Source organism: Deltaproteobacteria bacterium, assembly GCA_028818775.1.
Taxonomy (GTDB): domain Bacteria; phylum Desulfobacterota; class Binatia; order UBA9968; family JAJDTQ01; genus JAJDTQ01.
In genome coordinates this window covers 15,196-27,457 of the sequence record JAPPNE010000033.1, presented here as the reverse complement: position 1 = coordinate 27,457, position 12,262 = coordinate 15,196, and the positions used below count along the sequence as shown (strand labels likewise).

The following is a 12,262-nucleotide window of genomic DNA, read 5'->3' as shown; positions in this document are numbered from 1 at the left end:
CATGTTGTGCTGTCAAGCAAAAAGTTTACTCCCCTCGCTTGCCGCCGGGCGGCGCCGGCGGGTATCATGGCGGCAGCGGGCGACGGGTTGCCGCCCGCGAGAGTGAACGATCCGGGGACCATGGAACGGCTTGGCGACATTGTCGACCGCACGGTGAAGCGGCTGCCCTTGAGCCGCCGCCTGGAGGACTACGCGGTGTGGACGGTCTGGGACGAGACCGTGGGTCCGGCCATCGCGCGCAACGCGCGCCCCGAGAAGCTCCGCAACGGCACCCTCTTCGTGCGCGTGCGGGCGGCGGCCTGGATGCAGCAGCTCCACTACATGAGGGACATCATGCTGGAGAAGCTCAACCGGGAACTCGGCCGCGAGGTGATCACCAACATCTTCTTCGTGGTGGGCGAAGTGTCCGCCGATCCGCCTCGGGAAGATCCCGCCGATCCGGTCGAGCTTCCGGCCGTGGATGCGACGCGCCTCCCGGAGCAGGCGCTGGACGACATCGACGACCCGGACCTTCGGGACTCCCTGCGACGCCTGCTGCTGAACCATCTCAGGAGACGGGGCTGACCCCTTCCCGCTTCAAGTCCGGCACGCTCACGGCTTCAGCAAACCCGCCGTCTCGTCCGTGTACGCGTCCTCGCCGCGGTAGATGACCAGCGGCGGCACCACCGTGAGGCCCGTCCGCGCTCCCTTGACGCCCTCCGCCAGCACCAGCGTCGCGGGAGCGTCCGCGAACGAATGGACGAAACGGACGCGCCGGGGTTCGAGGCGGTGCCGGCGCATCATCGAGAACAGTTCCACCGCCCTCTCCGCCGGGTACACCAGGCACATCCGGCCCCGGTGCCGCAGCAAGGAGGCTCCGGCCCGGACGAAGTCCGCGAGTCCGCCCTCCACTTCGTGCCGCGCCAGCAAACGCTCGGCATCAGGATTGACGCGGCCGCTCCGGCGCGGCCGGTAAGGCGGATTGCACACCGCGACGTCGAAGCTCCCGGACGCCAACTCCTTGTCCAGCCCACGCACGTCCGCCATCACCATGCGCACCCGTTCGCCGACCCCGTTCAAATCCACGCCGCGCCGGGCTCGATCCACCATGGCCTCCTGCAGCTCCACCCCGACCACTTCCACGCCATGGTGCAGAACGGCCAGGGACAGCGCCACGACGCCGTTTCCCGCCCCCAAGTCAACGATGTGCGCCCTCCCCCGCGCTTCGACGAAACGCGCCAGCAACAGCGAGTCCAGCGAGAAGCGGTAGCCGTCCCGCCGCTGCACCACCGCAACGCGGCCGTCGAACACCCGGTCGACGGTTTCGAGTTTGGCGGATGGGTGCGTGTCGTCTAAGATGGAAGGGTCCGTACCGGCAGGGTATCCGGATTCCATCGACTCATCTCCAGGCATGACCACACTCCTCGCCAGCGTCGGCGCGCGCACCCTCGGCCATCTGGCCGGCATGGGCCGGGGCGTGATCTTTCTCGGATCCGCGCTGGTATGGGCGTTGCGCCCGCCGGCCAAGTTCCGCCTCATCATACAACAGATCCGCGCCATCGGGGTGGATTCGCTGCTGGTGGTGCTGCTCGCGGGCCTGTTCACCGGCATGGTGCTGGGGCTGCAGGGCTACTACAGCCTGCGCAAGTTCAACGCCGAGAGCTTCCTCGGGGCGGTGGTGGCCCTGAGCCTGCTGCGGGAGCTGGGACCGGTGCTGTCGGCCTTCATGGTCACCGGGCGGACGGGGTCGGCCATGGCGGCGGAACTGGCCTCCATGCGCGTCACCGAGCAGATCGACGCCATGCACTCCATGGCCATCAATCCGGTGAAGTACCTGGTGTCGCCGCGCGTGGTCGCGGGCCTCATCGCCATGCCGCTCCTGACCTGCATGTTCAACGTCATCGGCATCTTCGGCGCCTACATGGTGGGCGTGGGCCTGCTGGACCTGGGCTCGGGCAGCTACATGGCCGGCATGGAGCAGAGCGTGCAGCTCCGGGACGTGGGCGAGGGGCTGCTCAAGTCCGCCACCTTCGGGGTCATCATCAGTTGGGTGTGCTGCTACAAGGGGTTCCACGCCCTCCCCATGGCCACGGGGGTGGGACGTGCCACCACCGATGCCGTGGTGCTGTCGTTCGTGCTGATCCTCCTGTCGGACTACTTCCTGACCTCGGTCCTGCTGTAGCCATGGTCCGGAGCCTTTCATGATCCAGGTCATCGACGTCCACAAGAAGTTCGGCCACCAAGAGGTCCTGAGGGGCACCAACCTGACCATCGACGACGGCTGCATCACCACCATCATCGGCGGCAGCGGCAGCGGCAAGACGGTGCTGCTCAAGACCATGATCGCGCTGCTGCTCCCCGACAGCGGGCGCATCCTGGTGGACGGCACCGACATCACGGGCCTGGGACAACGGCCCTTGAACGAGATCCGGCGCAAGTTCGGCTTCCTGTTCCAGGGCGCCGCCCTGCTCGACTCCATGACGCTCTTCGACAACATCGCCTTCCCGCTGCGCGAGCGCACGCGCCTCGGCGAGGACGCCATCGGCCGCAAGGTGCGGGAACGGCTCGAACAGGTGGGACTCGGGGACATGGGCTACAAGTACCCGGCGGAGGTCAGCGGGGGCATGAAGAAGCGCGCCGGGTTCGCCCGCGCGCTGGCCACCGATCCCGAGATCGTGCTGTTCGACGAGCCCACCACCGGCCTCGACCCGCGCCTGGGCCAAAGCATCCATCAACTCATCGCCGCCATGCAGAGCCAGCTCGGCTTCACCGGCGTCATCGTCAGCCACGACATCCCGGAAGTGTTTACAATATCCCACCGCGTCGCTATGTTGGCCGACGGGGCCATCGTCGAGAGCGGCCCTGCCGCGGAGTTCCTCCAATCACAAAATCCGGTGGTACGGCGGTTCCTGCACGGCGATGCCGAGGAGGCGGTCCAGTGAACCACAAAGCTACGGAAATTGTCGTCGGCCTCTTCGTGGTGGCGGGCATCCTTTGCGCCGGCTATCTCGCCATCCGCCTGGGCAAGCTCGAAGCCTTCGGCAACTCGGGATACGTCGTGTACGCCGACTTCGCCAACGTGGCGGGCTTGCGCCGGGGCGACTCGGTAGAGATCGCCGGCGTCGGCATCGGCCGGGTGGACTCCCTGACCCTGGTGGAGGACCGCGCGCGCCTGGCCCTGCGCATCGACCCGGGCGTGGCCATCCAGGAAGACGCCATCGCCTCGGTGCGCGCCCGCGGCCTCATCGGCGACAAGTTCATCGCCATCTCTCCCGGAGCCTCCGACCGGAACGTGCCGGACGGCGGCCGCATCCGCGACACCGAGTCGCCGCCGGACATCACCGACCTGATCGGCAGGATGATCGGCGGCAACGTCACGGGCGACACACCCTGACCGCCGGCCCGGCGAAACGTCGCATGCGCTTGCGGAATCCAATCGAGTGGTGCCGTCACCATCTCTCGTTCTACGGCTGGCGGATGGTGCTGGTGGGCTGTCTCTTCCGGCTTCTCGGCGGCGGCTTCCACTTCTACGGCTTCACCGTCTTCGTCCTGCCGCTGGAGAAGGACCTGGGCATCAACCGCGCGGCCACCGGCCTGGTGTTCGGCCTCGCCCGCGCCGAAGGAGCCATCGAAGGCCCCTTGGCCGGCTATCTCATCGACCGCCTGGGACCGCGGCCCATCATGATGGCGGCGGTGATTCTCACCGGCATCGGCTACATTCTGCTCTACTGGGTCCAGTCCTACTGGATGCTCCTGGTCATCTACCTGGGCGTCGTCTCGCTGGCCTTCGGCGCCGGCTTCATGCACTGCCCGATGGTGCTGGCCAATAGCTGGTTCATCCGCTACCGCGCCCGGGCCATGGCGCTCGTGAGCTGCGCCATCGGCGTCGGCGGCGCCGTGCTGGCCCCGGTCCTTGCCTACGTGGTGCACTACTACGGCTGGCGCTTGGGAATGGTATTCGCCGGGACCGCCTTCCTGCTCCTGGGGATGCCCTTGGCCGCGGTGGTCCGCCGCTCCCCCGAGGACATGGGCCTGTCCCCGGACGGCGACATCCCTTCGCGCGAGGCGCCCGCATCCGGCCGGGAGGTGACGGACCGCGCGGCGCCGTCCGACACCGAAGTAGGCATCTGGGACGCCTTCCGCGGTTCCCCCTTCTGGCTCCTCGTATTCGCCACCCTCTTCCGCGTGCTCGGTCTCAGCACGGTGATCCAGGCGTTCGTGCCGATCCTCGTGTGGAAAGGTGTGGCTGAGCTTTCGACCCGGTGGTTCCTGGGCGCCTTCGCGGCCCTGTCCCTTCCCACCCACCTCATCGTGGGCTCGCTCGCGGACCGGTTCAACAAGGCACGGCTCATGGCCGTGTGCATGCTGGTGGCGGCCAGCGGACTCGTGCTGCTGACCTATGCGCGGAACCCGCTGTGGATCTGGCTCTTCCTGCCCCTCTTCTCTCTGGTGGAAGCGGTGTTCCCGGTGACCTGGGCCATGGTGGGCGACCTCTACGGGCGCCGCCATTTCGCCAAGGTGCGCGGCAACATGGGCTTCTTCTACCAATGGGGCGGCCTGTTCGGACCCGCCCTGGCCGGCGCCATCTTCGACGCCACCCAGAGCTACAAGCCCGCGCTCCTGGGCATCGTCGGCCTGTACGTGATCTCGGCCGGCCTCTACATGTGCCTCAGCAAGCCCTGGCTGGCGCGCGTGAACGCCGTCCAGGCGAACTCGTGAACCTGGATTCCGGCTTCACCCGCCCAGCGAGATGGCGGCGGTCCCGGCGATGACGCAGATGGCGCCCACCGCGGTCCTGAGGCTCACCTGTTCCAGGTCCCTCAGGAAGATCACGGTTCCCAGCAGCACCCACAGCGGGCTGATGCCCACCAGCGGCGAGACGGTGACGACGCTGCCTACGCCCAGGGCGGTGATCACCAGCAGGATGCCGCAGGTCTCGGCGGCGCCGGCGGCGAAGAACGGGAGCATGGCGCGGCGGTCCCACACGAGCGGCTCACGGCTGAACGGCATGTAGGCAAGGAAGCAGAGCAGCGAGACGATGCCCACCAGCGCGGCGAAAAAAAGCGGCTCGTGGGAGATGGCCAGGGCGTAGCGGCGCATGGGATGGACGATGCCCGCCAGCAACGCGGCGGTGAGCGGAAACAGGAACTCCCACCAGCGAAACGAAAGCACCTCCTCCGCGGGCTTCCAGGTGATCAGCACGATGCCGCAGACCACGGACACGACGCCCAGGAGGGTAACGATGGTGGCGCTCTCGCCCAGCACGGTCATGGCCACGAACACGCCGAACATGGGGTGCGTCGAGCGTATCGGGCCGCTGCGCGACGCGCCGACCCGGTGCACGCCGGTGTAGGTGCACAGCCGGATGATGGGCTGGAGCACGCCGGCGACAATGAAGACGTAGACCGCCGCCGCGTCCACCGGGGGAATGCCGCCGGTGAGGAAGACCGCGGTCCACAGGCTCGCCGTGTGGACGATCAGGGAGATCAGCGTGACCGTCTTGGGCGTCGAGTACTGCATGCCCCGGCGCGAGGTGACCAGCACGCAGGCGTAGGAAAGCGAGGCGCACAGGGCGATGACCTGGGCGGGGATGGCCATGAGACGATGTATGCCGCGGAAGGCCCGGAGACCGGCCGCGGCTCACTCGGGAAGGGGCAACCGCGGCATGCGCAGCTCGGGGGCGGCGCCGCCCTCGGCGCACGCCGCCTCGATGGCCGCCAGGTCGGCCTCCACGTCCGCCATGAACCGCGTCACGTCGACGCCGAGGCAAGCCGGCCGGTAGGGCTCGAGCTTGCGGATGGCCGAGCGCAGCAGCTTGACGGCCCCCTGGGGCACGTCCTGCTCCCACTTGAAGTAGCCCGCGGCCACCTGGATAATGCCTTGGTAGAACTCGCGCTCGCGGCCGTGGTCCTCGAGCCAAAGCTGTTCCAGGGTCTCGTGGGCCTCGTAGTAGAGCCCGCGGTTGAACTCGTCGATGGCGGCGAGAAAGCGTGGGTCGTGTTCCATGACGAAAAGGCGACCTCCCCTTGGTGAACCCATGCACACGGGTCCGTTTGAATTCTCAATTCCTACCCCATATCCCCTGCTCGGCAAAGCCCTGCCCGGCAAGGGCTCCGGTATGACACGGTGACGGCCCCACTCGCCCTGACTATCGACACCCTCACCCACGGTCCTTTCGGGCTCGGCCGGAGCGACGGCAAGGTCGTGCTGGTGCCGCTGACCGTGCCCGGGGACCGGGTGGCGGCGGACGTGGTGGAGGAGCACCAGCGCTACTCCGTGGCCCGGCTGGCGTCGGTCGTGGAACCGTCTCCGGCGCGCCGGGCGGCGCCCTGCCCCTACACCGGCGCCTGCGGCGGGTGCTCGTGGCAGGAAGCGGTCTACGAGACGCAGCTTCAAGCCAAGCAGCGGAACGTCGCGGACGCGCTGGCGCGGGTCGGCGGCCTCACGGAATTCGAGATGCTTCCCGTTTTGCCCGCACCCCGCGAGTTCCATTACCGGCGCCGCATCGTGCTGCACGTGGACGGCGAGCGGAGGATCGGGTTCCATCGGGCGTTCTCCCGGGAGATCGTGGAGGTGCGCCGCTGCCACATCGCCGAAGCCGATGCGGACGGCGGCATCGAGCTCGCCGCCCAATGGGTGGAGCGTCTGGCCACGCACGTGTCGGAGGTGGAGATACTGAGCGCCGACCGGCCGGGGCAGGTCATCCTCTCGGCCCGAAGCCGGCATGCGTACCAGAGCGCCGACGGCGACGCGTGCGCCGGGTTGGTGGGCGACCGGGTGGCGGGAATCATGATGGCGGGACCCGGCTGGCGCCGGAGGTGGGGCGAGACCGCGCTTTCCTGCGTCGTGGACGGCGACCTGCGGCTGACCCACGACGCGGGCACCTTCAGCCAGGTCAACCCGGAAGGAAACCGCCGGCTGGTGGACGAGGTGATGGCCTTGGCAGGCTTCGCCGCCGAGGATGACGTGCTGGAGCTGTACGCGGGCGCCGGCAACCTCACGCTGCCCGCCGCCCGGAGGGTCAGGCGGGTGACGGCCGTGGAAGCGGACGCGCGGCTGGTGCGCAACGGCCGGCGCAACGCCGCGGACAACGACCTCGGCAACGTCCGCTGGTGGCGCCACGACGTCCCGGCCGCGGTGGACGAGTTCATCCGCCAAGAGCGCCGCTTCACCACCATCGTCCTGAACCCACCCCGCGCCGGGGCCAAGCGGACCGCTCCCGGACTGGCGGCGCTTGGAGCGGGGAAGATACTCTACGTCTCGTGCGACCCGGCGACACTGGCGCGGGACCTGCGTCAGCTCGCGGCCCGCGGCTACGCGTTGCGGCGCGTCCGCCCGGTGGATCTCTTCCCGCAGACGTTCCACGTGGAAACGATCGCCGAACTGGTACGCGAGTAGCAGCCTCGCGGCGCTTCGCAACACCCAAGAATACAGCGAGTTACGGTTGTTTTGCTGCGTTGTTACTTGAAATGCGGCCGGTCCCGCGAAAACTGCCGGCCGGCCGCGGCCGACCCTTGAGTCAGGGGCGCCCGCTGGTGTAGACTGCGTGCTGGGAGGAAGCAATGACCCAGCCGAAGAAACGGGTAACTCCGAAGGTCACCATCATCGACAGCAACGGCGCCAGTCAGACCATCAACTACCTGCTCGAGGACCGTGACGAGCTGGAGTGGCTGATGGCTGTCGGCCGCAACAAGAACGGCGACATCTTTTTTTACGACACCGGTGGCGACATTCTGCATGATCTCGGCGCCCTGGAGTACGTAAAGGAGCGGATTCTCAGGGACTACTTCGGCGAGATGGACGAGTAGCCGCGCCTCGCGCGGACGCGCGTCCGGTTTCAACGGGCCGTGTCGGCGAACGCTTCGCGAGCATCCAGAAGAAGACCGCGGCCGCGACGATCATGGCCGCGCTGAGATACTGCCCGCGTGACAGGCCCCACGTGAGCCCCAGGTGGGCGTCGGGCTCACGCACGAACTCCACCAGGAAGCGGGCGATGCCGTAGCCGCCGACGAACGCCCAGGTGACAATGCCCGGCGCGCGCGTCCGTGTACCCAGCCACAGCAGCACCCCCAGCAGCACCGGGCCCTCGAGGAACGCCTCGTAGAGCTGGGAGGGATGGCGCGGCAGCGGCCCGCCGCCCGGGAACACCATGCCCCACGGCGCCTCCGTTGTGCGCCCGTACAGTTCGCCGTTGATGAAGTTACCCAACCGGCCGAGACCCAAACCCAGAGGCGTCGCCGCGAAGATGCAGTCGGAGCCGGAATAGAACGGTATCCCCTGCTGCCGCACGTACCACCAGCCCGCCAGCGCGGCCCCCAGCATGCCGCCGTGAAACGACATGCCTCCCTCCCACACCGCGAAGATCTGCAGCGGGTGCCCCAGGTAGTACGGGAGGTTGTAGAAGACCACATAGCCCAACCGCCCGCCCAGCACGACCCCGATGGCCACGTAGCTGATGAGTTCCACCAGCTTCTCCCCGCCCAGGGCCAAGCCGCGCCGGCGCGCCAGCCACGCGGCGATGAAGTAGCCCCCGACGAAGCCGAAGAGGTACATCAGCCCGTACCACCGGACCGCCACCGGGCCTACCTGAAAGGCCACGGGATCAATGCTGGGGAAGGTCCACATGGGCCGTTGCTACCGGAGCGAAAGAGTCTCCCTAGCCGTCCAGACCGCCGCGGCCGCGCCGGCGCCGAAACGCCAGGTAGATCCCGATCACCAGGACGACGGCGCCGGCAAGATACGCCGAATCGTAGTTGCCCGGCGGCTCCGAGTCCGCGACGCCGCCCGCGGGAGCGGCAGCCAGCGCCGCGCCGTTGCCCAGCAGCGCCGCCATCAGCTCACGCACGTCGTCCTTGTACCAGGGCTTGAAGCCGATGCTCTTGCCGAGGACCTCGCCGCCGCGGCCGATGAGAACCGTTTCCGGCAGCCGCATGACGCCGTACTGCCCGGCGATCTCGCTGCGCGGGTCCAGCAGCATGGGATAAGTGAGCTTCTGCTCTTCGGCGAACGCCGTCACCTCCTCGGCCGTCTCCATGAAGTTCATGGCGACGACTTCAAGGCCCTGCCCCCGGAACTCCTGGTAGAGGCGCTCCATGTCCGGCATCTCGAGCCGGCACGGCGGACACCACGTGGCCCAGAAGTTGAGCAGCACCACCTTGCCGCGGTAGTCCTCCGAGGCGACCTTGTTCCCGGCCGCGTCCGTCGTCGTGAAGGCCGGGGCTTCCTCGAACGCCTCCGGGACCAGGAAGCCGAGCTTGCGCAGGTCTTCTCCATCAACCGCGCCCGAAGCCGGTGCGCCGAGAACCACGAGACACAGAAACATCAGCCAAGCCTTCATCTCGACAGACTCCCGTGCCCTAACGGACCGAGCCGCCCGACCCCAAAGGCACGCCGCCGTTGGCCGCCCCGTCCCGGGCGTTGGCCGCCTCGTCCTCGGAGATGAGCCGGCGCGCCACCAGCACCAGGATCGGGATCACGTACATGTGGCCGCTGACCCACATGATGCCGCCGCCGAGCCCCTGGTCCTGGATCGGGCTCAACGCCGCAAGCCCGGGGACGGCGGCGTAGAACGGATAGAGGATGCGCTCGGGCACGGCGATGGACATGCCCAGGAGCGTGTTCTGAAGCGTCGCCGCCAGGAGGTAGACCACCCTTGTCCCGAGCGGCCGCGCCGGGCGGTAGAGCGGCGCCGCGTTGAGGATGGGCCACCAGAAAAGCACCGCGGTGGCGAAGAACAGCCAGTGCTCCAGGTCATGCACCCACCAGTAGCGCAGCGCCGCCTGGTACAGCGCCGGATGGTGCCACCCCCACAGGTTGACCACGTACAGGGTCCAGGCCACCGGTATCGACGTGAGGGCGGTCAGCACGGACCGCCCCGGGCGGCCGTCGCGAAACAGCCCGGCGAAGCTCTCCCGAAGCCCTCCGGGGAGACCCCACAACACCACCGGGAAGGGGTTGGCCAGAAGAATGCCCAGCGGCGCGATCATCAGCAGCAGGATGTGCTGCACCATGTGCATGCTGAGGCGCTCGGCCGCGAGACGGTCCACCGGCGACACCAGCGACACCGCGAGGGCCGCGATGCCGCCGAGGTAGAGCAGCAACCCGGTCACGGTGGCGGCGCCCTCCGCCTGCCCCCGCAGCCGCACCCAGCCGGTGAGATAGATGCCCGCCGCCACGGCCAGCACCAGCACGATGTCAAGGCGCAGGCCCGATGGCATCATCCCGAACAGCAGGATCAGCGCGTCGAACGGCAGCGGCTCATCAGGCCCGCCGTGGCCTCCGTGAGCCAGCAGGAACCGCGGCCAAGAGAGCATGGCCAGCACTGCCGCGACGGCCGCCACACGCCCAAGGCGCCCGCCGCCACTGACATCCGAGGCGAATCGTACGCCCGCGTGCGCCCGCGCCGGCCTCGCAAGCGACGTCACGAAACCCTCCACAGGATCAGCCCCCAGGACGGCAGCAGTGCCACGGTGCCGAGCAACCAGTGCAGCACGCGCGGCGCCCACGCCGCCCGCGTCTTGAGCCAGCGCACGCAGAACTCGGTGGCGATGACGCCGATCAGCGCCGCGGCCGAGGAGAGGGCCAGGAACGCCTTGAGGCCCTTGTCCGGATTCTCCCCGGAGAGGCCGTCCAGCAGGCCGGTCAGCGCGATCAGCCACGCCGGCGCCATGGCCGCGAGCCCCACCATCCAGAGGAACTCGGGCTTTCCGAGGCGGTCGCGGAAACGCCAGGCTGCCACCGCACCGGCGAGCACCCCAAGTATGCCGACCCACACCGAAAGCGTCATGCCCGCGCCCCGTATCGCACCGTCTTCGCCACCGCGGCAACCGGCTCGTTGGAATGGAAACCCATGACTATAATATGCCCAGGATTTCGCGTTACCGGCAAGGCGCCCTTGCCGTAACGCAGGTTCACGCGTAAGGACAGATCAGAAGGAGACCGATGCGATTCTCTGCCACGTCCTTGTTCGACCTGGGCGAGCTTCCGCCGGATCTGCGGCGTTCCCTGGGACTGGTCTACGCCTCGAGCCTGCTGGTGATCATGGGCGTGAACATCGTCCAGCAGGTCCTGCCGGTCATGCTGGAGCCGTTCGGCATCACCGACGCCGAGGTCGGGCTCGTCATCGCGGTCTACACCGCGCCCGCCATCGTGCTGGCGCCGCTTCTCGGGGTCGCCGCCGACCGCTACGGCAGGCGCCCGCTGTTGCTGGGCGGGCTGCTGCTGTTCGGCACCGCCGGCACCGCGGTGGCGTTCGCGCCGAGCTTCGGGTGGGTGCTGGCGCTGCGTGCCCTCCAGGGCGTCGGCTTCAGCGCGGTGATTCCCCTCACAATCGTCCTCATCGGCGACCTTCTCGAAGACCGCCGCGAGGTATCGGGCCAGGGGCTGAAGGTCTTCATCGACCGGGTGGGCGAAGTCGTGCTGCCGCCCCTTGGCGGCGCGTTGGCCCTGGTGGGATGGCGCTGGCCCTTCCTCGTCTACGCCGCCGCCATTCCCCTGGGGCTGCTCGCCTGGGCGTGGATGCCGGAGACCCGCGGCAAGGCGCCGGCGTCGACGGGCCAGTATCTCAGGGACGTGGCCCGGGTGGTGCGCAACCCGCGCCTGCTGCTGGCCTTCGCCGCCGGCTTCCTGCGTTTCTTCCTGGACTACGCCTTCTTCACCTATCTGCCGCTGTACCTGGTGCGCGCCCACGGGTTCTCCACCGCGGGCGCGGGCCTGCTGCGCTCCTTCCACGCCGTGGGCGCCATGGTGACGTCGAGCCAGGCCGGACGGCTCGCGGGTGCCTGGGACAAGGGACGGCTGGTGCTGGGCGCCTTCGTGGTGAGCGGCCTCGCGCTGCTTGCCGTGTCCTTCGCCAAAGGCACGGGCATTCTGGTCCCGGCGCTGGTGCTCTACGGCCTCGCCAACGGCATCATCTCGCCCATGCAGAAGAGCCTGCTCACGCAGAACGCGCCGCTGGAGTTGCGCGGCGGCGTCATCTCCCTCGACCGCCTGAGCCAGCAGGTCGCCAAGACCGCCGGGGTGTCCGGCATCGGCCTGCTGCTGGCGTACACGGAGATGTCCACGCTCTTCCAGGCCATGGCCGTCCTGTCCTTCGCGAGCGTGGGCCTGATGGCGCCGCTGGCGTTGCGGTCGGGGGACGCGGCCAAGGACCCCCTCCCCACCCCTGGATCCCCGCTTTCGCGGGAATGACGATTCGGGCGGGAACCCCGTTGATGTTCCACCCGTCGGACTATACGATACGGAACGCAGGCGGAACGCGAGGAAGCGCCGGGACGAGGAGGAC

At 68.5% G+C, this 12,262-nt stretch carries 15 protein-coding genes; 8 read left to right on the top strand and 7 right to left on the bottom strand.

Features of this window, described 5'->3' with window-relative positions; all coding sequences use genetic code 11:
- Positions 1 to 66 precede the first annotated feature (66 nt).
- Complete coding sequence (locus tag OXU42_02495; GenBank protein ID MDE0028260.1) at positions 67 to 564, top strand: DUF721 domain-containing protein; 498 nt, start codon at positions 67 to 69, stop codon at positions 562 to 564.
- Between the two features lie 27 nt (positions 565 to 591).
- Here the strand turns inward: OXU42_02495 and OXU42_02490 are convergent, their stop codons facing one another.
- Complete coding sequence (locus OXU42_02490) at positions 592 to 1,374, bottom strand: tRNA1(Val) (adenine(37)-N6)-methyltransferase (GenBank protein ID MDE0028259.1); 783 nt, start codon at positions 1,372 to 1,374, stop codon at positions 592 to 594.
- Positions 1,375 to 1,390: 16 nt separating this feature from the next.
- On the opposite strand from OXU42_02490, the gene OXU42_02485 reads away from it, so the two are divergent.
- The 4 genes from OXU42_02485 to OXU42_02470 are packed head-to-tail and all read left to right on the top strand — an operon-like array spanning position 1,391 to position 4,698.
- Positions 1,391 to 2,161: an MlaE family lipid ABC transporter permease subunit gene (locus tag OXU42_02485; protein ID MDE0028258.1), complete on the top strand. Its 771-nt coding sequence runs from the start codon at positions 1,391 to 1,393 to the stop codon at positions 2,159 to 2,161.
- Positions 2,162 to 2,180: 19 nt separating this feature from the next.
- Positions 2,181 to 2,921, top strand: coding sequence for an ATP-binding cassette domain-containing protein (locus OXU42_02480; protein ID MDE0028257.1), 741 nt, complete (start codon positions 2,181 to 2,183; stop codon positions 2,919 to 2,921).
- Positions 2,918 to 3,373 carry an outer membrane lipid asymmetry maintenance protein MlaD gene (locus OXU42_02475; GenBank protein MDE0028256.1) on the top strand — a complete coding sequence of 152 codons (456 nt, stop codon included), beginning with the start codon at positions 2,918 to 2,920 and terminating at the stop codon, positions 3,371 to 3,373. The genes OXU42_02480 and OXU42_02475 overlap by 4 nt, the downstream gene beginning before the upstream one ends.
- Before the next feature lie 23 nt (positions 3,374 to 3,396).
- The gene (locus OXU42_02470; protein MDE0028255.1) at positions 3,397 to 4,698 is read left to right on the top strand and encodes an MFS transporter; all 1,302 of its coding nucleotides are present in this window, start codon (positions 3,397 to 3,399) and stop codon (positions 4,696 to 4,698) included.
- 15 nt (positions 4,699 to 4,713) lie between these two features.
- Here the strand turns inward: OXU42_02470 and OXU42_02465 are convergent, their stop codons facing one another.
- Both OXU42_02465 and OXU42_02460 read right to left on the bottom strand, forming a co-directional pair.
- Positions 4,714 to 5,577 carry an EamA family transporter gene (locus tag OXU42_02465; protein ID MDE0028254.1) on the bottom strand — a complete coding sequence of 288 codons (864 nt, stop codon included), beginning with the start codon at positions 5,575 to 5,577 and terminating at the stop codon, positions 4,714 to 4,716.
- 42 nt (positions 5,578 to 5,619) lie between these two features.
- Complete coding sequence (locus OXU42_02460) at positions 5,620 to 5,985, bottom strand: DUF309 domain-containing protein (GenBank protein MDE0028253.1); 366 nt, start codon at positions 5,983 to 5,985, stop codon at positions 5,620 to 5,622.
- 120 nt (positions 5,986 to 6,105) lie between these two features.
- Between OXU42_02460 and OXU42_02455 the strand changes: the two genes are divergently transcribed.
- Both OXU42_02455 and OXU42_02450 read left to right on the top strand, forming a co-directional pair.
- Entirely contained in the window at positions 6,106 to 7,377 is a 1,272-nt protein-coding gene (locus tag OXU42_02455; protein ID MDE0028252.1) for a class I SAM-dependent RNA methyltransferase, read from the top strand.
- 164 nt (positions 7,378 to 7,541) lie between these two features.
- Positions 7,542 to 7,787, top strand: a complete 246-nt coding sequence (locus OXU42_02450; GenBank protein ID MDE0028251.1) for a hypothetical protein — start codon at positions 7,542 to 7,544, stop codon at positions 7,785 to 7,787.
- On the opposite strand, the gene lgt is transcribed toward OXU42_02450, so the two are convergent.
- The 4 genes from lgt to OXU42_02430 are packed head-to-tail and all read right to left on the bottom strand — an operon-like array spanning position 7,756 to position 10,765.
- Positions 7,756 to 8,604: a prolipoprotein diacylglyceryl transferase gene (gene lgt, locus OXU42_02445; protein ID MDE0028250.1), complete on the bottom strand. Its 849-nt coding sequence runs from the start codon at positions 8,602 to 8,604 to the stop codon at positions 7,756 to 7,758. The two genes, OXU42_02450 and lgt, sit on opposite strands and share 32 nt — an antisense overlap.
- Positions 8,605 to 8,635: 31 nt before the next feature.
- Positions 8,636 to 9,316, bottom strand: a complete 681-nt coding sequence (locus tag OXU42_02440) for a TlpA disulfide reductase family protein (protein MDE0028249.1) — start codon at positions 9,314 to 9,316, stop codon at positions 8,636 to 8,638.
- 19 nt (positions 9,317 to 9,335) lie between these two features.
- The gene (locus OXU42_02435) at positions 9,336 to 10,403 is read right to left on the bottom strand and encodes a cytochrome c oxidase assembly protein (protein ID MDE0028248.1); all 1,068 of its coding nucleotides are present in this window, start codon (positions 10,401 to 10,403) and stop codon (positions 9,336 to 9,338) included.
- Positions 10,400 to 10,765, bottom strand: a complete 366-nt coding sequence (locus tag OXU42_02430; protein ID MDE0028247.1) for a hypothetical protein — start codon at positions 10,763 to 10,765, stop codon at positions 10,400 to 10,402. The genes OXU42_02435 and OXU42_02430 overlap by 4 nt, the downstream gene beginning before the upstream one ends.
- A gap of 155 nt (positions 10,766 to 10,920) precedes the next feature.
- Here OXU42_02430 and OXU42_02425 point away from each other — a divergent pair, with 155 nt between their 5' ends.
- Positions 10,921 to 12,168, top strand: a complete 1,248-nt coding sequence (locus OXU42_02425; GenBank protein MDE0028246.1) for an MFS transporter — start codon at positions 10,921 to 10,923, stop codon at positions 12,166 to 12,168.
- Positions 12,169 to 12,262 lie beyond the last annotated feature (94 nt).